Source organism: Pedobacter sp. NJ-S-72, from assembly GCF_053890575.1.
In genome coordinates this window covers 5,646,735-5,671,502 of the sequence record NZ_CM132681.1, presented here as the reverse complement: position 1 = coordinate 5,671,502, position 24,768 = coordinate 5,646,735, and the positions used below count along the sequence as shown (strand labels likewise).

General features: G+C 37.8%; 38 protein-coding genes, 1 other RNA gene and 2 pseudogenes. 19 read left to right on the top strand and 22 right to left on the bottom strand.

Annotated features, from left to right (window positions below):
* Nucleotides 1-86 precede the first annotated feature (86 nt).
* Nucleotides 87-491: an SRPBCC family protein gene (locus ACWYN3_RS37300; RefSeq protein ID WP_456218705.1), complete on the top strand. Its 405-nt coding sequence runs from the start codon at nucleotides 87-89 to the stop codon at nucleotides 489-491.
* Nucleotides 492-629: 138 nt separating this feature from the next.
* Here the strand turns inward: ACWYN3_RS37300 and ACWYN3_RS37295 are convergent, their stop codons facing one another.
* From ACWYN3_RS37295 to ACWYN3_RS37285, 3 genes and pseudogenes are all read right to left on the bottom strand, one after another.
* Nucleotides 630-935: a hypothetical protein gene (locus ACWYN3_RS37295; RefSeq protein WP_456218704.1), complete on the bottom strand. Its 306-nt coding sequence runs from the start codon at nucleotides 933-935 to the stop codon at nucleotides 630-632.
* Nucleotides 925-1,419: a peroxidase family protein gene (locus tag ACWYN3_RS37290; RefSeq protein WP_456223284.1), complete on the bottom strand. Its 495-nt coding sequence runs from the start codon at nucleotides 1,417-1,419 to the stop codon at nucleotides 925-927. Before ACWYN3_RS37290 ends, ACWYN3_RS37295 begins: the two co-directional genes overlap by 11 nt.
* A gap of 5 nt (nucleotides 1,420-1,424) precedes the next feature.
* Nucleotides 1,425-2,595: pseudogene (locus ACWYN3_RS37285) on the bottom strand (peroxidase family protein).
* A 553-nt stretch (nucleotides 2,596-3,148) separates the two neighbouring features.
* Between ACWYN3_RS37285 and ssrA the strand changes: the two are divergent.
* Nucleotides 3,149-3,513: a transfer-messenger RNA gene (gene ssrA, locus ACWYN3_RS37280) on the top strand.
* A gap of 108 nt (nucleotides 3,514-3,621) precedes the next feature.
* The gene (locus ACWYN3_RS37275) at nucleotides 3,622-3,933 is read left to right on the top strand and encodes a hypothetical protein (RefSeq protein WP_456218703.1); all 312 of its coding nucleotides are present in this window, start codon (nucleotides 3,622-3,624) and stop codon (nucleotides 3,931-3,933) included.
* A 495-nt stretch (nucleotides 3,934-4,428) separates the two neighbouring features.
* On the opposite strand, the gene ACWYN3_RS37270 is transcribed toward ACWYN3_RS37275, so the two are convergent.
* On the bottom strand, nucleotides 4,429-5,343 hold the full coding sequence (locus tag ACWYN3_RS37270) for an ATP-binding protein (RefSeq protein WP_456218702.1): 915 nt from the start codon (nucleotides 5,341-5,343) through the stop codon (nucleotides 4,429-4,431).
* Between the two features lie 497 nt (nucleotides 5,344-5,840).
* Between ACWYN3_RS37270 and ACWYN3_RS37265 the strand changes: the two genes are divergently transcribed.
* From ACWYN3_RS37265 to ACWYN3_RS37250, 4 genes are all read left to right on the top strand, one after another.
* A complete protein-coding gene (locus tag ACWYN3_RS37265) occupies nucleotides 5,841-6,059 on the top strand; it encodes a hypothetical protein (RefSeq protein WP_456218701.1) in 219 nt (72 codons plus the stop codon).
* 177 nt (nucleotides 6,060-6,236) lie between these two features.
* On the top strand, nucleotides 6,237-6,746 hold the full coding sequence (locus ACWYN3_RS37260; RefSeq protein ID WP_456218700.1) for a GNAT family N-acetyltransferase: 510 nt from the start codon (nucleotides 6,237-6,239) through the stop codon (nucleotides 6,744-6,746).
* 31 nt (nucleotides 6,747-6,777) lie between these two features.
* Entirely contained in the window at nucleotides 6,778-6,951 is a 174-nt protein-coding gene (locus tag ACWYN3_RS37255; protein WP_456218699.1) for a hypothetical protein, read from the top strand.
* Nucleotides 6,952-7,030: 79 nt separating this feature from the next.
* Nucleotides 7,031-7,276: a hypothetical protein gene (locus tag ACWYN3_RS37250; RefSeq protein WP_456218698.1), complete on the top strand. Its 246-nt coding sequence runs from the start codon at nucleotides 7,031-7,033 to the stop codon at nucleotides 7,274-7,276.
* Nucleotides 7,277-7,317: 41 nt separating this feature from the next.
* On the opposite strand, the gene ACWYN3_RS37245 is transcribed toward ACWYN3_RS37250, so the two are convergent.
* The 4 genes from ACWYN3_RS37245 to ACWYN3_RS37230 all read right to left on the bottom strand — a co-directional run bounded on the left by ACWYN3_RS37245 (nucleotide 7,318) and on the right by ACWYN3_RS37230 (nucleotide 9,359).
* The gene (locus ACWYN3_RS37245; protein WP_456218697.1) at nucleotides 7,318-8,124 is read right to left on the bottom strand and encodes an acetolactate decarboxylase; all 807 of its coding nucleotides are present in this window, start codon (nucleotides 8,122-8,124) and stop codon (nucleotides 7,318-7,320) included.
* Nucleotides 8,125-8,158: 34 nt separating this feature from the next.
* Complete coding sequence (locus tag ACWYN3_RS37240; protein WP_456218696.1) at nucleotides 8,159-8,371, bottom strand: hypothetical protein; 213 nt, start codon at nucleotides 8,369-8,371, stop codon at nucleotides 8,159-8,161.
* A gap of 185 nt (nucleotides 8,372-8,556) precedes the next feature.
* The gene (locus tag ACWYN3_RS37235) at nucleotides 8,557-8,850 is read right to left on the bottom strand and encodes a hypothetical protein (RefSeq protein WP_456218695.1); all 294 of its coding nucleotides are present in this window, start codon (nucleotides 8,848-8,850) and stop codon (nucleotides 8,557-8,559) included.
* Between the two features lie 143 nt (nucleotides 8,851-8,993).
* Nucleotides 8,994-9,359 carry a VOC family protein gene (locus ACWYN3_RS37230; protein ID WP_456218694.1) on the bottom strand — a complete coding sequence of 122 codons (366 nt, stop codon included), beginning with the start codon at nucleotides 9,357-9,359 and terminating at the stop codon, nucleotides 8,994-8,996.
* A 201-nt stretch (nucleotides 9,360-9,560) separates the two neighbouring features.
* On the opposite strand from ACWYN3_RS37230, the gene ACWYN3_RS37225 reads away from it, so the two are divergent.
* The 4 genes from ACWYN3_RS37225 to ACWYN3_RS37210 are packed head-to-tail and all read left to right on the top strand — an operon-like array spanning nucleotide 9,561 to nucleotide 11,979.
* On the top strand, nucleotides 9,561-9,983 hold the full coding sequence (locus ACWYN3_RS37225; RefSeq protein WP_456218693.1) for a carboxypeptidase regulatory-like domain-containing protein: 423 nt from the start codon (nucleotides 9,561-9,563) through the stop codon (nucleotides 9,981-9,983).
* On the top strand, nucleotides 9,941-10,483 hold the full coding sequence (locus tag ACWYN3_RS37220; RefSeq protein ID WP_456218692.1) for a hypothetical protein: 543 nt from the start codon (nucleotides 9,941-9,943) through the stop codon (nucleotides 10,481-10,483). Before ACWYN3_RS37225 ends, ACWYN3_RS37220 begins: the two co-directional genes overlap by 43 nt.
* Complete coding sequence (locus ACWYN3_RS37215) at nucleotides 10,401-10,961, top strand: outer membrane beta-barrel protein (protein WP_456218691.1); 561 nt, start codon at nucleotides 10,401-10,403, stop codon at nucleotides 10,959-10,961. The genes ACWYN3_RS37220 and ACWYN3_RS37215 overlap by 83 nt, the downstream gene beginning before the upstream one ends.
* The gene (locus ACWYN3_RS37210) at nucleotides 10,945-11,979 is read left to right on the top strand and encodes an outer membrane beta-barrel family protein (RefSeq protein WP_456218690.1); all 1,035 of its coding nucleotides are present in this window, start codon (nucleotides 10,945-10,947) and stop codon (nucleotides 11,977-11,979) included. Before ACWYN3_RS37215 ends, ACWYN3_RS37210 begins: the two co-directional genes overlap by 17 nt.
* Here ACWYN3_RS37210 and ACWYN3_RS37205 read toward each other — a convergent pair.
* A complete protein-coding gene (locus ACWYN3_RS37205) occupies nucleotides 11,976-12,983 on the bottom strand; it encodes an AraC family transcriptional regulator ligand-binding domain-containing protein (RefSeq protein ID WP_456218689.1) in 1,008 nt (335 codons plus the stop codon). The genes ACWYN3_RS37210 and ACWYN3_RS37205 overlap by 4 nt on opposite strands.
* A 154-nt stretch (nucleotides 12,984-13,137) precedes the next feature.
* Between ACWYN3_RS37205 and ACWYN3_RS37200 the strand changes: the two genes are divergently transcribed.
* Entirely contained in the window at nucleotides 13,138-13,536 is a 399-nt protein-coding gene (locus ACWYN3_RS37200) for a nuclear transport factor 2 family protein (RefSeq protein ID WP_456218688.1), read from the top strand.
* Nucleotides 13,537-13,559: 23 nt separating this feature from the next.
* On the opposite strand, the gene ACWYN3_RS37195 is transcribed toward ACWYN3_RS37200, so the two are convergent.
* Entirely contained in the window at nucleotides 13,560-14,198 is a 639-nt protein-coding gene (locus ACWYN3_RS37195) for a hypothetical protein (protein WP_456218687.1), read from the bottom strand.
* Nucleotides 14,199-14,247: 49 nt separating this feature from the next.
* Nucleotides 14,248-14,406: a hypothetical protein gene (locus ACWYN3_RS37190; protein WP_456218686.1), complete on the bottom strand. Its 159-nt coding sequence runs from the start codon at nucleotides 14,404-14,406 to the stop codon at nucleotides 14,248-14,250.
* A 336-nt stretch (nucleotides 14,407-14,742) separates the two neighbouring features.
* Between ACWYN3_RS37190 and ACWYN3_RS37185 the strand changes: the two genes are divergently transcribed.
* Together ACWYN3_RS37185 and ACWYN3_RS37180 are read left to right on the top strand one after the other, a co-directional pair.
* Entirely contained in the window at nucleotides 14,743-14,958 is a 216-nt protein-coding gene (locus ACWYN3_RS37185; RefSeq protein WP_456218685.1) for a hypothetical protein, read from the top strand.
* Between the two features lie 128 nt (nucleotides 14,959-15,086).
* Nucleotides 15,087-15,263 (top strand): hypothetical protein, encoded by a 177-nt coding sequence (locus ACWYN3_RS37180; RefSeq protein WP_456218684.1) that lies wholly within the window; start codon nucleotides 15,087-15,089, stop codon nucleotides 15,261-15,263.
* Between the two features lie 17 nt (nucleotides 15,264-15,280).
* Here the strand turns inward: ACWYN3_RS37180 and ACWYN3_RS37175 are convergent, their stop codons facing one another.
* The gene (locus ACWYN3_RS37175; protein WP_456218683.1) at nucleotides 15,281-15,826 is read right to left on the bottom strand and encodes an ATP-binding domain-containing protein; all 546 of its coding nucleotides are present in this window, start codon (nucleotides 15,824-15,826) and stop codon (nucleotides 15,281-15,283) included.
* 95 nt (nucleotides 15,827-15,921) lie between these two features.
* The gene (locus ACWYN3_RS37170; RefSeq protein WP_456218682.1) at nucleotides 15,922-16,737 is read right to left on the bottom strand and encodes an ATP-dependent DNA helicase; all 816 of its coding nucleotides are present in this window, start codon (nucleotides 16,735-16,737) and stop codon (nucleotides 15,922-15,924) included.
* Nucleotides 16,738-16,789: 52 nt separating this feature from the next.
* On the opposite strand from ACWYN3_RS37170, the gene ACWYN3_RS37165 reads away from it, so the two are divergent.
* From ACWYN3_RS37165 to coaD, 3 genes are all read left to right on the top strand, one after another.
* A complete protein-coding gene (locus ACWYN3_RS37165; RefSeq protein WP_456218681.1) occupies nucleotides 16,790-17,455 on the top strand; it encodes a DUF3822 family protein in 666 nt (221 codons plus the stop codon).
* A gap of 157 nt (nucleotides 17,456-17,612) precedes the next feature.
* Nucleotides 17,613-18,152 (top strand): RsmD family RNA methyltransferase, encoded by a 540-nt coding sequence (locus tag ACWYN3_RS37160; RefSeq protein WP_456218680.1) that lies wholly within the window; start codon nucleotides 17,613-17,615, stop codon nucleotides 18,150-18,152.
* A 3-nt stretch (nucleotides 18,153-18,155) separates the two neighbouring features.
* Nucleotides 18,156-18,479 carry a pantetheine-phosphate adenylyltransferase gene (coaD, locus tag ACWYN3_RS37155; RefSeq protein WP_456218679.1) on the top strand — a complete coding sequence of 108 codons (324 nt, stop codon included), beginning with the start codon at nucleotides 18,156-18,158 and terminating at the stop codon, nucleotides 18,477-18,479.
* Nucleotides 18,480-18,590: 111 nt separating this feature from the next.
* On the opposite strand, the pseudogene ACWYN3_RS37150 reads toward coaD, so the two are convergent.
* A pseudogene (locus tag ACWYN3_RS37150) lies at nucleotides 18,591-18,923 on the bottom strand (NUDIX domain-containing protein); the annotation flags it as partial.
* Between the two features lie 529 nt (nucleotides 18,924-19,452).
* Here ACWYN3_RS37150 and pyrE point away from each other — a divergent pair.
* Nucleotides 19,453-20,115 carry an orotate phosphoribosyltransferase gene (gene pyrE / locus ACWYN3_RS37145; protein ID WP_456218678.1) on the top strand — a complete coding sequence of 221 codons (663 nt, stop codon included), beginning with the start codon at nucleotides 19,453-19,455 and terminating at the stop codon, nucleotides 20,113-20,115.
* 1 nt (nucleotide 20,116) lies between these two features.
* The gene (locus ACWYN3_RS37140; protein ID WP_456218677.1) at nucleotides 20,117-20,515 is read left to right on the top strand and encodes an SRPBCC family protein; all 399 of its coding nucleotides are present in this window, start codon (nucleotides 20,117-20,119) and stop codon (nucleotides 20,513-20,515) included.
* Nucleotides 20,516-20,611: 96 nt separating this feature from the next.
* Here ACWYN3_RS37140 and ACWYN3_RS37135 read toward each other — a convergent pair whose 3' ends face one another.
* From ACWYN3_RS37135 to ACWYN3_RS37100, 8 genes are all read right to left on the bottom strand, one after another.
* Nucleotides 20,612-20,926 (bottom strand): hypothetical protein, encoded by a 315-nt coding sequence (locus tag ACWYN3_RS37135; RefSeq protein WP_456223283.1) that lies wholly within the window; start codon nucleotides 20,924-20,926, stop codon nucleotides 20,612-20,614.
* A complete protein-coding gene (locus ACWYN3_RS37130; protein ID WP_456218676.1) occupies nucleotides 20,920-21,942 on the bottom strand; it encodes a hypothetical protein in 1,023 nt (340 codons plus the stop codon). Before ACWYN3_RS37130 ends, ACWYN3_RS37135 begins: the two co-directional genes overlap by 7 nt.
* Before the next feature lie 10 nt (nucleotides 21,943-21,952).
* The gene (locus tag ACWYN3_RS37125) at nucleotides 21,953-22,066 is read right to left on the bottom strand and encodes a nicotinamide phosphoribosyltransferase domain-containing protein (protein ID WP_456218675.1); all 114 of its coding nucleotides are present in this window, start codon (nucleotides 22,064-22,066) and stop codon (nucleotides 21,953-21,955) included.
* 107 nt (nucleotides 22,067-22,173) lie between these two features.
* Nucleotides 22,174-22,404, bottom strand: a complete 231-nt coding sequence (locus ACWYN3_RS37120) for a phosphoribosyltransferase family protein (RefSeq protein ID WP_456218674.1) — start codon at nucleotides 22,402-22,404, stop codon at nucleotides 22,174-22,176.
* Between the two features lie 20 nt (nucleotides 22,405-22,424).
* Nucleotides 22,425-22,931 (bottom strand): ribose-phosphate pyrophosphokinase-like domain-containing protein, encoded by a 507-nt coding sequence (locus tag ACWYN3_RS37115; RefSeq protein ID WP_456218673.1) that lies wholly within the window; start codon nucleotides 22,929-22,931, stop codon nucleotides 22,425-22,427.
* 114 nt (nucleotides 22,932-23,045) lie between these two features.
* Nucleotides 23,046-23,366, bottom strand: coding sequence for an NUDIX hydrolase (locus tag ACWYN3_RS37110; RefSeq protein WP_456218672.1), 321 nt, complete (start codon nucleotides 23,364-23,366; stop codon nucleotides 23,046-23,048).
* Nucleotides 23,318-23,755 carry an NUDIX domain-containing protein gene (locus tag ACWYN3_RS37105; RefSeq protein ID WP_456218671.1) on the bottom strand — a complete coding sequence of 146 codons (438 nt, stop codon included), beginning with the start codon at nucleotides 23,753-23,755 and terminating at the stop codon, nucleotides 23,318-23,320. Before ACWYN3_RS37105 ends, ACWYN3_RS37110 begins: the two co-directional genes overlap by 49 nt.
* Nucleotides 23,756-23,963: 208 nt before the next feature.
* Entirely contained in the window at nucleotides 23,964-24,764 is an 801-nt protein-coding gene (locus ACWYN3_RS37100; RefSeq protein ID WP_456218670.1) for an endonuclease/exonuclease/phosphatase family protein, read from the bottom strand.
* Nucleotides 24,765-24,768 lie beyond the last annotated feature (4 nt).

Here is a 24,768-nt window from a genome sequence, read left to right as displayed (position 1 = left end):
GGGAACTTTCTTAGCGAAGGATATATCCTCTGCTCCTATTGAATCAGATAAAACTAAAAACAAAAATAAATCTAAAAATCAATAACATGAAAAACCAACCATTTGTAATTGAAAGGACTTATAATGCACCTGTAGAAAAAGTCTGGAAAGCCATTACTGACAAAAATGAGATGAAGCAGTGGTATTTTGATCTGTCAGAATTTAAGCTTGAAAAAGGTTTTGAGTTTACTTTTGATGCCGGAGATAAAGGCAAACTGTACACACATTTGTGTAAAATAACGGAGGTTATACCTAATAAGAAACTGAGTTATAGCTGGAAATATAAAGATTACCACGGTGATTCACATGTTAGTTTTGAGTTATTTCCTGAGGGAGATCAGACAAGATTAAAACTTACTCATGAAGGATTGGAAACCTTCCCACAAAACAACCTTCTTTTGCTAAGGAAAGTTTTGCTGCAGGATGGACTGGAATTATTGGCAAATCTTTGAAAGAGTATGTGGAGAAGGGTGCGTAAGGTTTGATTATCAATTAGCACAATTTACGTATGAGCTGGACAAGGGTCCGAACCCCTTCGGCTCCACTCAACAGAATAAAAAAGGCACCGTAATCCGGTGCCTTTTTTATTATTAATCAAATCTGTCCAGATTCATCAATTTATTCCACGCGGCCACAAAGTCCGCCGCAAATTTGTCCTGAGCATCTGCGCTTCCATATATTTCAGCAACAGCTCTCAATTCTGAATTAGAACCGAAAACAAGATCCGCACGGGTACCTTTCCATTTCATTTCACCAGTGGTACGGTCGCTGCCTTGATAAAGTTCTCTATCCTCTGATACTGCTTTCCATACTGTGCCCATGTCGAGCAGATTTACAAAGAAATCGTTGGTAAGCTGACCCGGACGTGATGTGAAAACACCATATTCAGATCTCAAAATTAGTGTTAAGTACACGCATCCCCCCCACTAGCACGGTTAATTCAGGTGCTGTAAGTGTGAGCAGATGAGCCTTATCTATCAGTAGTTCTTCGGTAGATACAGGTATTTTAGATTTACGGTAGTTACGGAAACCGTCAGCAGCAGGCTCCAGGTAACCAAATGATTCTACATCAGTTTGTTCCTGCGAGGCATCCATACGGCCGGGTGTAAAAGGAACCTTAATGCCATTCCCTGCTTTTTCAACACCCGCACAACCTGCCAGTACGATCAAATCTGCTAGCGAAACTTTTTTATTATCTGTCTGTGCGGCATTAAATTCCTTCTGAATACCTTCCAGGATATCCAATACTTTTTGTAATTGTGCCGGATTATTCACCTGCCAGTATTTCTGTGGAGCAAGGCGAATGCGGGCACCATTGGCACCACCACGTTTGTCAGAACCACGGAAGGTGGAAGCCGAAGCCCATGCTGTGGAAACCAGCTCAGCTATATGCTTAAACCTGATTCCAATACTTTTGCTTTTAATGCTGCAATATCATTTTCATTTATCAGTATATGATCAACCGCTGGAATAGGATCCTGCCAAAGCAATTCCTCCTGTGGCACATCCGGCCCCAGATAACGTGCAATAGGCCCCATATCACGGTGCGTTAATTTATACCATGCACGCGAAAAAGCATCTGCAAACTCTTCAGGATTTTCGAAAAAGCGACGCGATATTTTTTCGTAAACCGGATCAAGCCTTAAAGCAAGGTCGGTAGTAAGCATAGTCGGCAGATGTCTTTTTGAGCTATCAAACGCATCAGGAATAATAGCTTCTGCGTCTTTAGCCACCCATTGGTGTGCACCAGCCGGACTTTTAGACAATTTCCATTCAAAGCCAAACAGATTTTCGAAAAAATTATTGCTCCATTGAGTGGGTGTTTTAGTCCATATTACTTCCAGTCCGCTGGTAATCGCATCTGCACCTTTACCAGAACCATAACTGTTGTTGCTCCAGCCTAAGCCCTGCATTTCAGTATCAACAGCTTCAGGCTCTTTGCCTACATGATCAGCAGACGCTGCGCCATGAGTTTTCCCAAAGCTATGGCCACCAGCTATTAGTGCTACCGTTTCCTCATCATTCATGGCCATCCTGCCAAATGTATCGCGGATATCTTTGGCCGCAGCTATAGGATCAGGATTACCATCGGGCCCCTCAGGGTTCACATAGATTAACCCCATTTGTACAGCAGCAAGTGGTTTTTCCAGATTGCGGGAGTGGATGTCACCATCAGCATCGTCTTCTGACACTAATACTCCATGCCCATCCACACCGGGTGAACCATGTGCATAACGCAGGTCGCCACCCAGCCAGGTGGTCTCATTGCCCCAATACACAGACTCGTCTGCTTCCCAGACATCTTCACGTCCACCGGCAAAGCCAAAGGTCTTAAACCCCATTGATTCAAGTGCGATGTTACCGGTGAGGATCATCAGATCAGCCCATGAAAATTTTACGGCCATATTTTTGTTTAATTGGCCAGAGTAATCTGCGGGCTTTATCCAGACTTACGTTATCGGGCCAGCTGTTAAGCGGAGCAAAACGCTGTAGCCCTGCACCAGCACCTCCACGTCCATCACCCACACGATAAGTTCCCGCACTATGCCATGCCATGCGTATAAACAAACCACCATAGTGACCAAAGTCTGCAGGCCACCAGTCTTGTGAATCTGTCATGAGCACATGAAGGTCTTTTTTCACAGCTGCAAGGTCGAGGCTTTTAAAAGCTTCGGCATAATTAAAATCTTCACCCATCGGATTTGATAAAGAAGAATGCTGACGCAGGATACTCAGCTTTAACTGGTTGGGCCACCAATCGTTATTCCGGGTGCCGCCACCGCCAACATTATGCTTCATGCTGCCATTATGAAATGGACATTTGCTGATGTCATTTGATTCACTTTCCATATTTTATAAGTTTATATATCAAATAATTCTTACGCCTCGATAATCAAAGCACCATAAATTTAGGATATTGAATGAAATAATCACAATCAATTATTTCTATATTAAATAGTTAAAATCTATAATGTAAGCTACTGATTATTAACCGAATTCTCGATTAATGGCTTAAATGACTCTTTTATATAGAAATTGGCATAATATTTCGTAAATTCGCAACGGATATTTGAAAAGGAGTAGTTAACCACAAATATTTGTACGTATTGGGGCCGTTTTGGATTTGACAGGGCGGAGGTACGTATGTTAGCATGCAGTGCGTTGTACGGGGAGCACTTAAAAGTGAACGTTCACACTTTGATTGGCGAAAATAACTACGCCTTAGCTGCTTAATTTAGAATTAAATAGCTTTTGTCCCTCTGGCTGCTGCGTTTTTAGGCCGGAATCAGGGGCATCGAAATAATTACGCTGGCAATTGTAAGGTATGGTACAGTTGTAAGATAAAATACCTAAGGAGAAAGGCAAGGTAGGTTTCCGGCCCGTCTGATCCGAAAATAGAGTGGAAAATAAGCATGTAGAAGGCATAATTTGCCACGCAACTGGACAAGGGTTCGAACCCCTTCGGCTCCACGGATTAAAAGCAAGGAGTGGCAATTGTCGCTCCTTTGCTATTTAAAGACTATTTTTAAATCAAACAACCACTATCAGTAACAATCCTCCACACTAAAAGTGTGCAACATTATGCACACCACTCTAAAGTTAAAGCTGCACACTATGAAAATCAACATTCGGGTCCACTTATACACATCAAAGATTTACACAGATAACACTCATCCTGTGATACTTATGTACACAATAGATGATAAAAAGATAAAGAAAGTTATAACGCGGTGTGCAAAAGATGACTGGAATTTGAAAAACTGCAGAGTTAAGAGTTCAGATAGAAATTCAGCTAACAAAAATAGAGATATTACTTCTGAATATTCTAAAGCTAAAAATATGCTTCATGATTTGAAGCTCTATTCTTTACCCTATTCTACTTTTCCCCTTTGATTAATCCAAGGTGTCTATCAAACACTCCTCTTTCATAGTTGGGCTCAAGGATTTTGGATATTTCATTCTGATACAAATCCCTTCAATATAGTACATATTAAAACAGGTAATATTGAAGGGTTCGACAAGCGACCTCAAATTATCAAGAAATCCGCTTATTATTCGCAATAAAAAATGAAAAAAAAAAAAAAAAAAATCTGTAAAACGTAAGCCTATTATTAGTACATTAAACCAAGTATCCATAAAGGAATCCGATTTCCAGCTCCAATTTCGATATCATCTGCCGCTATAAATCCGTTTGAAAGACCTGCAATCTGGTCAAATTTCTTTTTAGCCCCACCAACTTCAAAAACATACCGCCCATCAACAATGAAATCACCTGCTTTAGCAAGGCTGACCTGATGACCAGTATTTCTCAGTTGATTTACAAAAAAGCACTCCCTTCTACTACCTTCATTTGCCGGATTTGATGAAAGCGCATCAAATAGATTTGGATTATCGTAATAGTTTTGAAGGTTTTTCCAGAGCCCCCATTCCCTTACCTTCTAAATAAACCTGTTGTATCAATTTTGCTTTTTCCAAATAATGCAGGCATTGGATTAGTGTGGCCCTACCCATCTCTAATGTATTGGCCAGGCTGGTAATATTTGGCTTAAAAGGAACCTGAGCTGCTAAAATGCCTAGAAGCTGATATATTTTTCTAATCTGATGCTTGTCAACACTTTGTATAAAAGCAAGGTCGTATCCAATAATCAGATTTACCACTTGTGTTAATTGTATAAAATAACTTTCAGGATCTTCCTTAAAAAACGGGTAATAACCAAAATTAAGGTATTCTTTGAACGCTTTAATGGGCTTAATGTGATTAAGCCCACTAGCAATTTCTGTATGATTTTTTAGCACATCATCCAGTTTAACAACCGGATGAATTACATTCTGGTTATATGAGAGAAATTCCCTGAACGATAAGCCGTTTAACTCATAAACCCTGGCCCTCCTGCTCAAATCGACTTCAAGACCAAGCATTTCGATAATTGATGATCCAGTGATTACAATATTCAAATCTTTATAAAAATCATAGCAATTTTTTATCTCTCTAGCCCATCCAGGATATTTATGTACTTCATCGATAAAAAGATACTTTCCACCTTGCTGTCTGAAGGCCTCGGCTGTTTCTATTAGACTATGCGTAGAAAAATAAATATCATCAAGACTGATATACAAAGATTCATCTGGTGCTGAAGCCATTATTTTTAACCTTTGCAATAAAGTAGTAGTTTTCCCAGTACCTCTAGCGCCAAGAATACAGATCAATCTATTTTTCCAATTGATTTCTTTTAAAAGGTATCTTTCAAATTCTAATGTTTGCTGGCTAACCAATATGGCAGATTTTTCTCTTAGCTTTTCCATTCCTGTTTCATTTCGTAATACTAATATAACAAAAATAAACAAAAACGTTCTTCAATCAGAACGTTTTTTGTTTATATACTGATCTTGCAATCTCATTCAACCATTTGAAAAGTTTTAATCAAAAGATGTTTCTGACAATTACCAGTTTAAATGCGGAACGCGCGACTTCTTTTGCCGAAATGCCCATAATATATTATGGTGGCGGAATATTGGACAGAGCTACCTAGTAAGAAAGAGCTTGAAAAGAAGATACATTTTAAAAATATGTGTTTGATATAATCCCGCTTACCTTCTAAACTGCTCAATATTCAATTTACTCTTTTCCCAAAACATTTTCCTTATTAACGCCCCTCTAAATTATCCAACCAAAAACAATTAAACATTTGTTTAGTATTTATAAATAATTAATTTAGCTCCATCAACGCATTCCATTGGTAAGAGAAGAAATTCCCTTCGGCCATGCTAAATCCTAACCGCCACCATACATAAATTAAAACATGGATAGAAAAGAGTTTTTATCAAAAACGGGGCTTGCAGGAGGTGCAATTCTACTTACGCGTTACCCGGAATTAGAACCACAAAATAAAACAATCAGATTTGGAGTTATTGCCGATCTCCATCACGACATCATGCATGACGGTATAGAGCGTTTATCAGCCTTTACAGATCAGATGAATATAGAAAATCCAGATTTCATTGTTCAAATGGCTCATTGAAGAAGGAAATGTTGCCTATTTTGCAAATGAAAAGAATTATCAGCAGTTTTTAACCAGTCACAAATAATTTGATCTGGCTGATTATTGTATTTTGATTTATATCTTATTAATTTCCTGCGACATTTCTCTAATTAATAATATTTCCTTTGTTTTACGCAGATTCGAAAATTGCAAAATATGTTAGAGACTCAAAGACTTCTGTTAAGACGGGCAACAGCCGATGACCTGCAAAGCTTATTTGATATTTATGGTGATCCAGAAACTAATTTAAGCAATCCTGCGGGTCCGTTAACAAGCTTAGAAGAAGCAGAAAAGGTATTACAAAAATGGATCGCCCATTGGAACACACAAGGATTTGGAACGTGGGCAATATCTTTAAAAGAAGATCCCGATTCTATCATAGGTTTTGGAGGCTTATCATTAAAAAAATACGGCATTAAAGAACGGCTTAATCTCGGTTATCGCTTTGCCACAACAGCATGGGGAAAAGGATATGCAACAGAAATGTGTTTAGCAAATCTTGACTATGCTTTCCAGCAGCTCAAACAATCAGTTGTTTATGCAGTTGTCCGTCCCGAAAATACTGCTTCAATAAAGGTTCTAAAAAAAATTGGTATGCTTAACATAGATGCACTTGACGACGTACCGGGTAAACCCTATAGTTTAATCTATAAAATAACAGGATAGTTTTATTAATTTCGCAGCAATTCGTATATAAATGAAACGCACCTCCTATTTATTAGCCATTACCTTTCTTCTCTTTATCCTGTCCTGTAAAAAAGAGAAAGATGAGCCCGCTCCTGTTGAAACAATAGAAAGTTTGCTCTGTACCGGAACATGGGTAGAAGATTATTCAACAACGACTTTTCATCAGATAACTAAAAAAAAATGAATTAAATACTATACCTGATCACATAATCAAAGAAAACACAGTAAATGGTGCTATTTTAACATTTGATAAAAACTTAAAAGTGAAGTTAACTTATAAAGACTGGCTCAATTCAATCGAATCAACCTGGGATTATAAAAATGAAATGCAATTGCTCTTTACTAGCCTGCAATTATATGCAGGTGGTCAGACCTATTATTTTTTCCCTCATAGCAAGGTTAAAGCAGATAAAAATAAATTGATCCTTACCTCAACCTCTTTGTATTCTTTACCTTATCCTGCGGGGATAACAACAGAAATCTATACTACCACTTATTTCAAACACTAAATCTTCCTGATAGGCTATTAATCAATTCTTTCCTCCACGCTCTACACTTTTAATATCTTCTTCCCGGTTCTTTCTAAAATCAAAATGTTCAAAGTCTTTGGTTGCGGCGGGCTGTATGGTATAACTGTCCAGTACATTAATTTCAATAATAATATCATCATCCTTAGCAGATCAATGATATGGCCACCAGCATCTTTCTGATCAGATAAATAATGAAAATGATAACCTGAGATATTCGTGTTATCCATAAAATATGGCAAACGGTACCCTATCAGATCTCCCTTACAATCCTGATGATTAAAAAACTGCTGCAGATCCAGCATTTCAGCCAATGGTGTATGCTGATGTGCTTTGACTGGTGGAAAAGCTCTCGTCTTAACTGTTTTGAATTTCCCTTTGATATGGATGGCGTACATTCCATTTACATTAGTCAACACACTATCCAGGTAATGAAAAAGAGCCGCTTTATTCAAACCCTTAGGAGGAGTAATCGTCCTGTCAGCATGAAAAAAATTAACCATTGAAAAAGAAGTCAGATCATTATCGTCTACTGGTATAGTCTTACCGGTATGTTGTGTTTTGTAAACTTTCCCCTGGAACACCATAATCTCACCATCAAGTTTATCAGGCGCCCCAAGACCAAAATTCCCATGTTTTTTAAGCTGTTTATAAGGATAAAAACCATCATAAAGCCCACCAATGAGTCCACCGCCTATACCAACTGTGAATAACGTACGAGGTATACTATCCTGAAAAGGTTTGTTTGCTAAACTAACAGAAGGACTGCCCACTAAAGTAATTAAGCCAGTAATTAGTATAAAAATGGCAGTTAAACTATTGATACGCATCAGATTTACATTTTCGGTAAATGTACAAACAGAACTACATATAGCCTTTAGTCTTTTTAAATTCTTCGAAAGATTTCTTGATATAATTATGAAGGTCATAATCTGCCCATTTCCTGATGTCCTCGTTCTTTGGCCAGTAAGCAGATTTAAATTCTTCTATATCTTCTTCTTTAATCGGAACAGCCCCTTTAATCTTTTCCTTATTGAATCTGCTGGCCACTTCAGTATAATTAGATTCACGTTCCATGAATCTCCCCAGTCTTCTGGCCCGTTTTCCATCCTGGCTAAAAGTTTCATATAAAAAAGTAAGCGGACTGCCACCTAATGGCGATAATGCCCCTATAGGTGGTTTTCCATTGTAAAAAATCCCCTTATCTCTGAAAGCTGCCTGATTTTCCCTAAGATTTTGCAGTAAAGACTGGCTGGTTATCTTTACTTCTTTTTTTGATTGGACCCAACCCGAAGATAAATGATCAGATCTTTTAAATTACTTACGTGCAATTCCTTGTTTAAATATCCATCCATTGAAATTTGAAGTGTATCCCCCTCCTGAGCAAGAATATCAAACAAACCAAAATTATTGGTTGTATTAGTATAACCTGTTCTTTTATTATGAACAGCAGCACTCCCCAGCCTGGTCTTTGTCCCTTCTTCAAATATGACTCCTTTCAGCATTTGCTGAGATTGCCCTTTCACTGCTATAAAAAGCATTATAAATACACTCATCAGTAATAGCCGCTTAAAATTTCGCCTCATAACCCAAAAATAAGCACAGGAGGAAAATATTTTACAATAATTAACACTATTTAACCATAGTGTTAATTATTGTTAACACCTATATTACAGCATTTTGCAAATGATTCTCTAATTTACTTTGCAGCTTTATCTTCTTCCAGTATCCCATGACAATTTCCGTCGGGATCCATAAAAAATGCCAACCATCCGTAAGCAGGAATCGCAAATTTAGGTTTAACAATCTTTCCGCCCGCCTTTTCAATCTTCTGAATCGTTTCTTCCAGATTTGCTACCGTGATTGTATTGCAAAGAGGTTGATTAATTTCAACTGGTTTCATAATCGCCCCATTGATCCCGGGAGTTGTCTCATCGCCCGAAATGGCAAGCCAGTATTGCTCTTCACAGAATTGCTGGAATTTCCAGTCAAACACGTCTGCAAAAAACTTCATAGTTGTCTCCGGATGATTAGAAGGTATTTCAAAATGTGTGACTCTGTTCATCGTTTTATGATTTAGAATAAATTTATGACCCATTAAATTCAGATAATAAATCTGAACCAGCACTATAAATAAAAAATTAGCGTTAATCACTAAAATTTCAAGGGTGCGGATGAGGCAAAATCCGGGTGCAACCGGGACAATTAATTTGCCTTTTTTTTATATATTTAATTTTTATTGATTAAAAACCAAATATTAACTCTCTTGAAATATATACTTTCCGTTGCCCTTTTATTACTTATAAATAGCAGCCTTATCGCACAGTTTAAACTTACAGGTACTGTAAATGACAATCAAAAACTGCCCCTGCCCTATTCAGGCTTAACATTATCAAATCTATCTGGTCATCAGACAACAACCACAGACAGCACTGGTTACTTCAGCTTTAAGAACTTAAAACCAGGCAAGTACCAGCTCACCACATCATACACTGGTTTTCAAAAAATCAGTGTCGATCTCGTAATTCTGGCCGACACTTCTATAAAAATAGTGTTACAATCATCAAATAATCAGCTAAGTGAAGTTACCGTTACAGCTGGAAAAACTACGCTGGTCAACAACACAGAGAAACTAACTTACTTACAATGTTTCAAAACAGCGTTACCGCGACCGGAACCGATGGATTAACGGCAGTAAGCCAGATTCCCGGTGTAAAAGTTAGCGGTAATGAGATCACCAGTGCAGGTAAAGGACAGCTTAAAGTCATGGTCAACGGGCAAACAATTCAGCTTGCTGGTTTAGATTTAATGAGATACTTAAAATCTATGTCAGCCAATCAGATTTCAAAAATAGAACTCATTAAGAACCCCTCTGCTAGTTTTGATGCCGATGGAAATGCTGGTCTCATCAACATTGTGACTAAACAGAGTAAAAAACAAGGGTATTCCGGAAACGTACAATTCAATGGTAAACACTGGATACATGACCAAAAGACCGTTTACGGAACCAGTAACTTTTATGCACTAAACGGCAGTGCCAGTCTTAACTATAATGCTGAAAAGCTTTCTGTTTACAGCAGTCTTAACCTGGATAAAGATCATCATCTTGAAGGATTTCAAACTGATTTGTACTATCCTAAAAAAACAAACCTGGTTACAAACAGATACCGGGGACTACACCTATCGTAATATTAACCTTATTGCAGGTGCAGATTATAAACTCAGCTCCAAAACGACTATAGGGTTGTCTTATCTGGGTGGGCGGAACGTCTATGACGGATCTGATCATGTAAATAATCCTATCTATAACAATACTGGAAAGCTGGATTCAACGCTAAAAACTTATGCAACTTATCATCCTGTCGCAGTGAGTAACTCTATTAATATGCATACGATTATCAATTTTGATACTACAGGGAAAAAGCTTTCCTTAAATGCTGACTATTACAGTTATTACCGCACAGACCGTTCTGATTTTGAAAGTAACAGCTATTTACCCGGGCTTAACAATGCGGTAAACAATACGCGGTACTTTGACACTAATAAACAAGATATCAATATCTATACCTTTAAGGCAGACGCAGAACTGCCTACCAGGTATGGAGCTTTATCATTTGGTGGTAAACTGAGTTTTATTGATAATTATAGCAATGCCCTTTTACTATAATAAAATTAATGAGAAGGATTTGGTTTACAATACCAACCTCAGCAATGAGTTCAACTATAAGGAGAACACACAATCATTATATGCGAACCTGAGTAAAGAAAGTGGCAAATGGAAGTATCAGGGAGGGCTTAGAGCAGAATTAACACAAACTAAGGGCTATTCCTATACAATAAATCAAACTACGAAGAACAGCTATGTTAAACTTTTTCCGTCCTTCCTTATTTCTTATCAGGCAGATCAGGATGATAGTTTCTCATTTACGTTTGGAAGAAGAATCAACAGACCTACCTTCTGGAGCCTCAATCCATTTAAATCACTATATACTGCTTATAGCTATGGTCAGGGCAATCCCTATTTACAACCTGAATACAACAACAATTTCGAATTGTCCCATACCTATAAAAGTAATCTGACTTCTTCCATATTCTTAAATATAACCGAAAATGGCTTTAACAATGTTATCATCGCCAAAGCCGATACTAACCTTGTTGTTTATACTACCCCGATAAACTTTCTTAAAACGTATAGATTTGGTATTTCAGAAAGTTATTCTTTAAAACTATTTCCATGGTTAGAAAACAATAATCAGGCTACATTTTATCATACCAATGCCAATTCCAGCAACAGTAGTTTCAATAACATTAAAGGCTATGGAATGTATCTGGCCACTAACAACACAATCTATTTGAATACAGCAAAAACCTTTGCCGTGGCAGCTAATTTCTGGTATCAGTTTCCTGAGATTGATCATATAGGCAGGTCAGGAACAACTTATAAATTAGACTTAGGTGTTACTGCCCTTGCACTTAAAAAGAACCTGAATATCACTTTCAACGTAAATGATGTTTTCAGAAGCAGTGCGACTTCTGTAACTACTTATGTGAATGGAATCAAACAAAAATTTACAAACTTCCAGATTAACCGTTATGCCCAGCTAAGTATGAGCTATCGCTTTGGAAGTAAACCAACTAAAACCCGTGAAACCGGTAATGAAGACGAGCGGGGAAGAAATCATTAATTATTACTTTTCTGATATACCCCGGGCGTGATTCCTGTCCAGCGCTTAAACGTCCGGGTAAATGCACTTAATTCATTATAACCTAACAGGTAAGAAATCTCTTTTACCTGGTAGGTTCCTGATTTGAGATAATTGATAGCTAAGGTCTTGCGTACATCATCAGCCAGCTGCTGAAAATTGATCCCTTCTTCTTTTAATTTGCGCTGCAAAGTACGTGCACTCACATTAAAATTTGCAGCGATATCCTCTAATGAAACAATACCCAAATAAGAATTGGCCAGTAAATAACTGGTAATACGGCTATGGAGGCTCTGTTTTTCCATTGCAGGCATAACTTCAGGTGTTACCTTTTGGAGCAAAATATGCTGTAGCTCATAATTGGCTGTGATAATTTTTTCATCCCAATAACTCATATCAAATACAATAGCATTCTCAGTTGAACTCATAACCGGCATGCAGCGCATAATACGTGTATATTCATCCAGATCGGTTATTACACCACTATATGCAACTGATAAAGGTTTTATTTTTTTTAGCAATAGCCCATCAAGTTCATGGATTACAAACACCATCAATAAATCGAGTGTCTGTTTTGCTGCAACTGAATTTTCCCAATCAGGTAGAAGAGGAATAAACTGCACCGTAAAACTATGTTCGTATTTAACCACTTCCAGCTTAAATGCAGCAGTAATCAAATGCGTTAATGAAGCAGCCACAGTTAATGCATCACCAACCGTCTCACTCGTTTTGATGAGTTCACCAACTATCCCTAAAGCTGATAATTGCAATGATTCTCCAAAATGAAGACCAAACGAAGAGTCCTTACTCAAATGAATAACATTCAGCCATAAATCCCCTGCTTGTTTGGAGCTTAATGGCTGGCTGTCATCCTGTAATTCTTCCAGTGTGATATTTGACAACCTGCATAAAGTCACAGCCGGGACATCCCTTTGTACGGCATAAGCAAGTATACTCAATACTAGTTTCTTCAATTGATCTTTCATGTTTTTTGGTTATAAACTAAAGGTAACAGTAAACTAATCAGAAAAGAAAGATTGGCGCAATAAGGTAAATCAATGGCGTCAAAAGGTAAGATCTAAACTATGATTTAGAGGGACATTTGTTTAACAACAATCAGAAAATCAAAATATTAAGATTATGAAAAATCAAGCTCAAGAAGTAGTTACTGAATTCTTAAATGCAGTTCAACAAGTTAACACAGAAAAATTAGGCCAGTTATTACATCCTGACGTAGAATGGATTCAACCTGGAACCAACCAGTTATCCGGCCTGAAAAAATCCAGCGGAGAAGTATTTCAAATGGTTGGAAAAATGTTTGAATTATCAGCCAATACCATCAGGTTAACAGCTATAAAATCGATTAGTGTAAATGGTAACAGTGTAGCTTGTCTGCTGCAATGGAATGGAACCAGCCCTTCCGGTAAAGTTCTCGATGTAGAAAACATCGATGTTTACACTGTTGAAGATGGGAAAATTATCACTGCCGAAGTCTTCACCGCAGATCAGGCACAAGAAGATGAGTTTTGGGGAAATTAATTAATTCGCAAATAGCTGCTGGATTAAAACTCCAGCAGCTTCCCCTGTTCAGGAAAAACAAGCTTCAAACCAAGCGAATTTACCTGCTTGAGTTCATTGACTAAATATTCTTCATCCTGCCCCCAGGCTTTCATATGGGTAATTACCACAGCTACTTTTTGTAAAGCCTTTATCCCGCTCAATTTACTCAGCTTGTTTAATTCTACCATTAGCAAACGTGGCGTTAAGTGTCCGAACAATTGATTTTCAGGCTGTTTATTTGAAAAAGATGTTTCAATAAATATAGCTTTCAGCTGATTTTTAGTCACAAGCGGAGCTACTTGTTTCCATAGTTTTTCAAGCTGTGTGTTTTTTTTTTTTTCGTCTGCCCCTGTATCTCCAAGATACAACAGGTAAGCATCCTCATGTCCGATTAAAAAAGCTGTGCTTTCATAGCCCGGGCCATGACTTAATATATACGGTGTAACCTGCATTTCAGTGCCTTCAAGATCCCTTTTCACACTTTCCTGCAACGGAGCATAAGTATATTTGCTCAAACGCGGTAAATCGCCTTCATTGGCAAAATTAGCCCAGGCTTTCCAGGTAAAATATTTATCCCTCAAAACTTCAATCACAGAAGGGATCGCATAAATATTCTTTTTTGAATCGTCAGGAGAATTCATAATCAACCCGGCAACATGATCTAAATGGGCATGTGAAACCAGATAACCTTTAATATTTTTTTTTTAGAACTTCATCTGCGGGGCCTTTAAACAATTGATTACCGATCGCCACATCTATCCCATGTCTTATTGTCCCGGCATCAGCACTAATGAAATTCTCACTCCCTGCGGGAGCTATCATATAGGCAGACAGGTTACTTTCATCCAATCCGCCCTTAGTACCCAGCGGAATTACTTTAAAAGAACTCTGATTTTTGCGTAAGCCTGATTAAAAACAGGGCTTAACAGGATAAAAAGGAGGAAGTATAATTTCTTATTCATAGGAGTGGTAACATTTGAGAAAATTTCAATTTATCTTTCTAGTTTTATATATGCTTAACAGGATTATAATTAAATCGAAAAAGCTAAAACATTATAGCTCTCCAATACTCGTAACAAAAATGCGCAAATTAATACTAATATACTGTAGCGGTCATATTAAGAAATCTGATCATGGCAAGGTTCCTGCATATATCTATGGGAATCAACTTTTTAACAAAACTCTATGAGAAGTTTAAAAATCAATATCGAAGACGATGTATACAGTATATTGCACCCTATCTCTACTATTAATCTTTACAAAATTATCCATCCAAAGGGTTCATTTGAGATTACAAGGACAAGATATACTGGAGAATGGAAGGTCCTGATACAAACAAATAAGTCGGTTACCTTACCGGTTGCCCCGATTGGAAGAGCAATAGAAGAAAAATTAGGATAGTGAACTAAATCTTAATCAACCACATAACGTTGACTTTCTTTCCCAGTTTGTTCTCCATAATACCCATATTGCATTATTTATAACAGGGTAATAATTTATATTTATTACCTTCACCAAAAAAAAAAAATATGACTATTTGCACAGTTTTAGAAAATCACGAACTATTAGCACAACCAGAACGTTTAGGAACTAAAGAAGTTACGTTCATTGTTCTTGCTTTATGCATCATTATCGCTACAACGGCAATTTACTTTTCTTTTCTTAGAAAACCTGCCGATACTGCTGATGGTGGGGCAAAACACTAATCTGTTTCTTTAGAAACTCAATACTGCTCTTCGGATGGATCTCTAAATAAATTCTGCGCAAAGTTAACCAGGAATAATTCCTGTTTAGCCCTGGTAATGGCAGTATACAACCAGCGCAGAAATTCAAGATCTACCATTTCATCGGTCAGATACCCCTGATCTACGAATACAGCATCCCATTGCCCGCCCTGCGCTTTATGACAGGTAACAGCATAGGCAAATTTAATTTGAAGCGCATTATAATAAGGATCTTCCTTAATAGCCAGCATACGCTCTCTTTTGTTCGTGATGTGTTCATAATCTTCAGCTACACCTTCAAACAATTTTTTGCTGTCCTCATAAGGTAAGTTCGGTGTTTCTGCCTGCAAGGTATCCAGCATCACCTTACAAGTAACCTGACCGGCCTCTGGATAATCAAGAAATTCAAGCTGTACTTCAGAAAACCTGAACCCATAACGTTCTTCTTCATTTCTTACCCTTACAATCCTGGCCATATCGCCATTGGCAATAAAAGAGGTTGACTCATTATCAGGCAGCCAGAAATAATTATTTCTTACGACCATAATCTGATCACCACCAGTCAGCTCTTCTTCACGGTATAAAAGCCGGGCACGGATCTGTTGATTATAAACATTAGCAGATTTATTAGATCTGCAAACTACAAGCGAGTTTTCAATATCAAATTTCCGTAAGCATACTCTAGTCCTTCGACAAGTTTCAAACCTGTCATTCTGAAAATATCTTTATACCCCTTAGTGAAAAACTGCGGTAAATTTACTTTCTCGTCTCCACTTCCCTCTGCTATAGTTTCTATATGTGTATTAATCAAATCACGTAACATAGAAGCATTAGCTAATATCCCTGATTCACGCCCCTGACGCACAACTTCTCTAAGTTCTGTCTCTGTTACCTGCAACCCAAAATTTTGCGCGATGTAAGCTTTATTTAATGCCGGAGAATCAAGGCTGCCAACAGGAGGCAGCTGAGCAGTATCCCCAACAAAAAGTACAGCGCAATTTTTACGATTATAAATAAACTCCATGACATCCTTCAAAAAAGACGACCCGTTCCGGGTATTCCATTCATCAGCAATCATCGAGGCTTCATCAATAATAAATAAAGTGTGCTCTGCCAGATTTGGCGCCAGCTGAAAAGACATATCAGTAGACACCGCCGAGCGTTTTCTATAGATTTTTTTGTGAATAGTTAATGCTGTTCTGCCCGAATAACTTGTCATTACCTTCGCCGCACGACCTGTTGGAGCGAGTAAAATCGATCTGAGCTTAAATTTCGGCAAAACCTTTACAAGCGCAGCAACGGATGTAGTTTTACCTGTTCCAGCATACCCTCTGAGGATGAAACACCTGTTATCCAGCTCTCCAGACAGAAAATCGGCCATTTGCTGACAAAAAATTAACTGTTCAGCAGTAGGTTGAAATTGGTAAGACTGGGCAATAATTGAGGCTTTATCCATTTTACAAATATGCAATGGTGTTGTTATAGAAAAAAGAATTAATTTTGCTAAGATGAACAATCGTAAAAACAGCATTTTATTAGTGGATCCGGAATTTGATCCTAATACTGCCTCAGACTGTAATTTGTTGTTAAAAATTACTGGTGATAGTTTTTCTTATGCCATAATTGATAAAAACACCCGGCAGTTAAAGGCTGTTTTTGACCAGCAGGAATGTGAAGACATCAGTGCTGATCTGGCTGCTATTTTAAAAAAAAACAGCTATCTTAAACTTCCTTTCAAAGAGATTAAGGTTTCTGTTTATACGCCAAATACTATTGCTGTACCCAATGAATTTTTCTGCACGCAGGATTTAAATGCTTACACTAATTTTTTCAGCGAAGATCAATCAGGTACTTTATATACCCGTGCTTTTGCCCGCTTTGGTTTTACCTCTGTATTCAACCTGGAGAAATTCACAGAACAGACTTTAAATACTTTTCTGGCCAGTGCCGCGCGCTATGAGCAAAATGCACCAGTTTTAGCATTGGCATCAACTGTACAGGAAACATCTTTATTACTTGATTTCACAGCCGGCTCTTTTAATGCATTATTGCTGGATGAAGGCAAAATGCGTTTTCAGAATACCTGTCAAATGGAGAATTCTGAAGAATTCAACTATTACCTGGTTTTACTGATCCAGGAACTAAAATTAGATCCGGCAACCACACCTGTTTAATCAGCGGGATTATTCATCAGAACGATGAATTTCATACCTGTCTGCATAAATATTTTAATCACATCCATTTTAACCTTCCTCCTGCTGATGATATTGATCATGCTATCTTAGACGATATGCCTGCCCATTATTACAGCAGCTTATTAGCTCTTGACTTATGCGTATAATCGGCGGTAAATTAAAAGGTATCCGCATGAATGCGCCTGCCAGTCTTCCTGTAAGACCTACTACAGACATGGCTAAAGAAGCCCTTTTTAATATTCTTTATAATACTTACGATTTTGATAGTTGCAGAGTACTTGATTTATTCAGCGGCACCGGAAACATCAGTATTGAATTCGCTTCACGCGGGATACAGGAAGTTACAGCTGTGGACAAACATTCAGGCTGTATATTCTGGCTTAAATCAGTTATCGAAAAATATGAGCTGAATCAAATCAGTCTGCAAAAAGCTGATGTATTCAAATTTCTGGAATCACACACTAAAAATTACCAGATCATCTTTGCAGATCCTCCCTACGATTTAACTAATATTCCACTTATCCCGCAATTAGTAGCGAAAAATAAGCTGCTGACTGAAAACGGATTATTGGTTGTAGAACATCCTTCGTTATTAAAATTAAAAGATCAGCCAGGCTATAAAGAAACCCGCCGTTATGGTAATTCTTCTTTCAGTTTTTTTGAATACACACCATAGATTATGAAGATAGCCCTCTTCCCCGGTTCATTTGACCCATTGACAATCGCACATGCGGATATTCTGAAACGTGCACTTCCATTATTCGACAAAGTAGTTGTTGGTATAGGCTTAAACAGTTCAAAACAAAGTTTCTTATCAGGACAGGTCCGCGAAGAAATTGTAAAAGCTGTTTTTGCAGATTATGACAATATTGAAGTTCAATCTTATGAAGGCTTAACAGTAGATTTTTGCAGAAAAATCAAAGCAACCTATATGATCCGTGGAATCCGTTCGGTTGGTGATTTTGAATATGAAAGGCTATTGCACAGATCAATCAGACGATGATGCCGGAAATGGAAACGATATTTATTCTGAGTAAACCAGAATATTCAGCAATCAGCTCCACCATAGTCAGGGATATTCTCCGTAACCATGGTGATGTGACGCCTTTCCTTCCTAAGGAAGCTTTATTTTTTCTTTAGATACTTTTTCTTTAATCAATTTGCCTGCTTTCAGTACATCAATGATAGAGGGATAGGTATTCTTAAGCACCGGTTTAAGCTCAGCAGCTGTAAGCCATTCTGCTTTGGTAATGCCTTCTTCTTTCTGTGGAATAAGCTTAGGACTGCCTTTAACAGTCATACTGTACCAGTTTGTTCTCTTCAGTACTAATTTTGTGCCCATCTCATAAACATGATAAGTTTTACATAAGCGCTCATCATTCGTACTGATTTTAACGCCGCATTCTTCTTCGACTTCACGTCTGCCTGCGTCCTTAATGCCTTCGCCTTTTTCAACCTTACCTTTTGGGAGGTCCCATTTTTTATTTCTAAAAAAATAAACAAGTACTCTTCTTTGGCATTCATCACTAAACCGCCCGCCGCTTTAATTACAGTCAAGCCTGATTTTATCTGCTGAAAAAGTGCTTTTGGGTCTGTAGTAATCAATGCATATTGTTTTGCAGATGATTTACTCAGCCCCTCATAGAAGACTTCAAAGTTAAATTGATTTTCTTCCAGCAGTTCTACGGGCTCTGTATGCGACGGCAATTTGTTCGCAATTAGCAGGGTATTATCGTTTATGTAGATATTGTACGTTTTCATTGGTCTGATCATTAATAAGCTAGCTTCATAAAAGCTACTCTCGAGTGGTTTTTCGGAAATAAAAGTATAAAAATTATGTACTATACAAAGAGGAATCTAATATTATTTAGTTTTAATCGCCCTTCTTTCTAATTATCACATTGAGTATCAATTGGTGGCAAAAAAAGGACAAATCCTTTGTGGAATAAAGGTATTATTTTGAGTAATTTTGGAGCATGTATAATAAAAGTGATATTGAATTAAAGGTAGCTGAATTTTTACTTCAAATTAAAGCAATAAAATTACAGCCGAATAACCCCTTTACCTGGGCTTCAGGCTGGAAATCTCCAATTTATTGCGATAATAGGATAACGCTCTCCCATCCGTCAGTACGAACATACATCAGGCAAAAACTTACGCAGCTGATACAGGAAGAATTTGGTTCTGTTGATGTAATTGCAGGAGTTGCAACCGCAGGTATTCCTCAGGGTGTATTAGTAGCTCAGGAATTAGGATTACCATTTGTTTATGTAAGAGCGAAAGCTAAAGAACATGGAACGGGTAGCTTAATTGAAGGAGAGATCATTGAAGGTCAGCGTGTAGTAGTGGTAGAAGATTTAGTTTCTACTGGCAAAAGTAGTTTACAGGCGGTACATGCGTTAAAAGACGCAGGTTTATCTGTTGCAGGTTTAGTTTCTATCTTCACTTATGGCTTTGACATTGCTGAAGAAAACTTTAAAGAGGCTAAATGTCGTTTTGCAACGTTATCTAACTACAATACCTTAATACAGTACGCTGCTGAAAATAGTTTTATCGCACAAAGTGATGTGGATATACTTAACCAATGGCGCAGAAACCCATCTGAATGGGGACAAAATTTTGACCAAAACCCAGTATAAAATGACCGTTATTGAAAGTACCACCACAGTAAACCAGCCGGTAGAGAAAGTTTATGCTTTTTTAGCCGATATGAACAATCATCAGCAATTGATGCCTGAAAATATTTATAACTGGACTTCTACAACAGATGATGCTAATTTTACCATCCAAAACATGGCAAAACTGGCAATTAAGATTTCCAGCCGTGTTGAGAACCAGGAACTGGTTGCTATTCCTTCTGAGAAAGCTCCTTTCGATTTAGAATTGAAATGGACAGTTGCGGATAATGGTGATGGTACAACTACAGCTTCTCATATCATTTCAGCGGATTTGAATATGATGATGAAAATGCTGGCAGGAGGACCTTTAAAGAAACTTGCAGATCATCAGACTGAACGTTTAAGCGAGATTTTAAAATAAGGAAATACCTCCTTTAAGAAGGTATTTCCGATAAAGAGCAAATAGCTGAATAAGTTATTTGCTCTTTTTATAATATAGAATTTTGTAGTATTGGTGTTATAACTGTGCTATTAAAACCTCTTTCTGTGCTTTAACCAATTGTCTAATAGCAGATAAACTGGTTTCTTTCATAAGTTTTCCGTCTCTGTACACTACTTGAAGCAAAGATTCTTCTTCTTCTGCTACCCTGCATTGATCTTTAGTAATGTAATGATTACCCTCTTTTTTTTTCAAACAAAGCATTCCTTTCAGTGATTTCTTTTTATGGTCAGTAATCGGATCTTTCTCGATTTCTCTTGGCTCTCCGTTAACCTCCACATAAGTTGCTTTGATCGCAAAACCTAAAGTATCTCGGCTATGATTTCTTAAAATACCACCAACACCAATGACCAGGTTGCTGCTGCATAGCCCATATCTTTCAAACGGTCAAGCGTTCTTATATATCTTTCCAGGTACATTCCATCTCCGTAGATCAAACCTACTTTTGGATTTAACACTTTATACCCTTTGCTATTTAAAGATGACCCGAATTTCTCGTCCAGTAAACGGATTGCACCTTTCCATTCATTACTTCCAGGCTGTGCATCAGGATTACCACATATAATATATTCAGGGTTTCCACTATCTGGTCTGAAGACAACTTTACCATCTCTTTTCAGAATCTCTTCTTTAAGGATCTCAGCAAATTCTGTCAATACTTTATATACATCAAAAGTATCAGAAACTATAGATACTATTCCCGTTGGATATAACTCCAGCATATGACGGAAAGCACCGATCTCATCTTCTCTTCCAAAAGAACACATTACACTATGTTCACTAGCTGGTACAGAAAGCATAATAGGAGCTCCGTTGATATCTGCATTATAATATTCTACTGCACAAGGCAGAGCTGGTACATTATCGCTGCCCAGGAAAGATAATAAGTGGGCTACTCCACTAATAGCAGCCCCTTCTTCTGAAGCATCTCCACGGTAACCAAAATCATGTACCTGGAAGTCTTTCGCTCCTTCCATTTCCACTTCATCGGTTTCATTGAAATAACGGGTTACAATTTTACGGTACTGATGACTACAGGTAGCCACAGTAATAGTGTACCATAATTTTAACAGCAGACTTTCCATAAATCCTACTACCCAGTAAAAATCAGGATGGGTATTGGTAATGGTCATCAGCACATTTTGGACAGGCATAATTGTACCTTCTTCAACAGCTTTAATTTCGATTGGCAGATAACCCAATTCACAAAGTGCCCTGATTTTAGTTTCAACCTCCGGAGAGTTACTTCCTAAAATCAGTTTACGGTAAGTCAGGAATTCTTCACCCATTTCTTTGGTGATTGGTTCAGACAGATATTGTTTGATATAATACTGAAGTCCAAAAAACACAGTTTCATCATCAATTCTTATCGCTTCTGGCAGTTAAATAAGAATATACTTTATTACATCCTGGAGCATATTGCTCCATATGTCCCATTTTATATACGTCGGTTTGAAGTAGGATATTATTCATCTTAATAAGTTTTTGTAGGTGTTATAATTCGATTAAATCTGCAAGTGGAATCCTGGTGATTAACGCCGATTCACTATCTTTAATGGAGTCTGTGGTATAGATATGATCTATCCATTCTGTAAGTTCTGTTTCTCCATGAGACATGATGCCATGAGAAAAACAATCAGACTAACTTTACCAGCATTACGTTTCTTTAATTCTTTGGCTACACCGATGAAGGTGGCACCACCGTCACAAATATCATCAATGATAAAACAATCTTTGCCTCCAAGATCATCCTGATCAACAGTAATCTGTTTGATCTTTCCATTGCTTACATCTCTAACCTTGTTACACAAAACGATATCACTGGTATATACTAAAGCTTCTGCCAGTTTATATATTTTTTTTTAAGCGCACCAGCATCCGGAGAAACCAACAGATAATCAGTTCGTTCATGGAGTACTTGTTTAGCCAGGCTTGAATTACTGATCAGTTCACAATTGTCAAGCAAAGCCAGGGACACTTCTGAGTGTACATCAAAAATATATACCTTATCAAAACCGCAGCTATTGATCAGGTTACACATTACCTTAATAGATAATGGCTCTCCGCCAACCATCACCCTATCCTGACGGGCATAAGGTAAATAAGGTATAAACACGCTGATATTTTTACTGCCGTTACGGCGTAATGCATCTGTGGCCAATAACAACTTCATAACCTCATTAGAGTCATTTAGTCTGGCTGAAATCATGACCTCTTCTGCATGACCTTGTAGTTTGATGTGTACTTCCCCACCGCTAAATAAAAAGCTTTTACTTTCTATTTCCTCTAAAGAGGAGTTGAAGGGTTTAAATCCGTTTGATAAATTTAATACTTTCATATCTATTTGCGTTATAATGAATGACACAAATTAAAGTCTTTATTTTTTTTCTTATACAAATTTAATTTGCGTTATTTTAACGCAAATTAAAAATACAATGCTAAACAACTGATACTAAAGGAGTTTATTAAGATCAAAACCATTGACTTTAAGCTGCTTATATTTCTCTTTGTCAAAAGAGTAAAGTTTTCCTGGCCTTCCTGCCGTTAAAACAGGTGCCTTTTCATCTAGTTCAATAACCAGGCCTAAAGACATCACCTTACGTTTAAAATTACGACGGTCAATCTCATGGCCTAATAATTCCATGTATAATTGCTCAAGATGAGAGAAAAGAAATTTAGGATCAAGCAGTTCAAAACCGATTGGTTCATAGGTGATTTTTGCTCTTAGGCGGGCAATAGCTTTTTCAACGACCTCCTTATGGTCAAAAGCCAATAGTGGAAGATCATAGATGTTAAACCATGCTGCTTCAGACGCATCTGTGGAAGCAAACAAGCTAAAGTCAGCAGATTTGACCAGCCCGAAATAAGCCACACAGAAATAATGCGCATGCGTGGGTCACGTGACGGTTTACCGAAAGTGAATAGCTGCTCCAGATAGTTTATCGAAACGCCTGCTTCTTCGAGTAATTCCCTTTCCACGGCTTCTTCCAGCGTTTCGTGGTTCAGTACAAATCCACCCGGGAGCGCCCATTCGTTTAAAAAAGGTTCAATCTTACGCTTAATCAGCAGTACAGAGATACCATTTTCCTGATTATATCCAAAAACAATGGCATCAACAGTAACTTTAATGTCCTGGTTGATGTTAGGCGTAACTTTATTCATTTAAACAGATTTTGCTACAAAGTAATAACATTAATCTATCAATTGAGAAAGATTGTCGCAATAGCGGGTCAAGATAAGTTACGAACCGGGTTGTGGCCGGGAGGTCATTTATGTTGGAAGGGGGTTGGTAGGGCTAATCGCCCTACCAACCCCCTTCCAACATAAATCCCTTACGCATGTTAAACAACAGCTGGGCTTTCCTGTTACATCACGAAAACTTCAGAAAAATGGGTACATGATCAGAAATCTTTCTGGCTTCCTTCAGCTCATCAAACGCAGTATAAAAAGGAATAATACCAGCATTGATACAATTGACCTTCGACTGATTGTAGAAAAAGTTATCATAAGCAGAAGCAAGACAATCACCATTTACACATTTTTGTCTTAATGAGGTCTTCTGATTAGTAAAAGCAGGTGGATACCCTGCATTCTTTAAAGGATTAAATACCGAATGAGATTCAGGCAAATTGAAATCACCGCAAAAAATCAGTACATCAGAAGCATAATTTTCCGGCAGGTATTTCAGGTATTTAATTTCAGTTTCCGGTTGCTTCGATTTTGGGATCGCATGCATAGTCACCAGAGTAAACTGTTTTTTGCCTAATCTGAATCTTGCAAAGTAAGGCTCTCTGGTAATTTCCAGATTATATTTTTTTTCCAGCCATGCCTCTCCTATCTTTTCGGTTCTGCTGGTTTTCCACATAAAAGCATAACGCTCTTTACTGTATCTGTCACTGGAAGTACCATGACTAATGGTATAATCCCATTTGGCCCCTGTCCGGTTCAGCGCATCATTTAAACGCGCAACTGCCATTGGGCCTCCGGGCCCTGCTACCACTTCCTGAATTGCAATTACATCACATTTTTTCAGGGTTTGAGCAATAAAGTCTATTTGTATATCGGTCTTTGATTTTCCAAAATCTTTTAGGTTCCACGAACAGACAGTTATAGTCTGTCCAAATGCTGAAAACGCAAAAAGAAGGAAAACCACAATTGTAAATCTTTTCAAATCG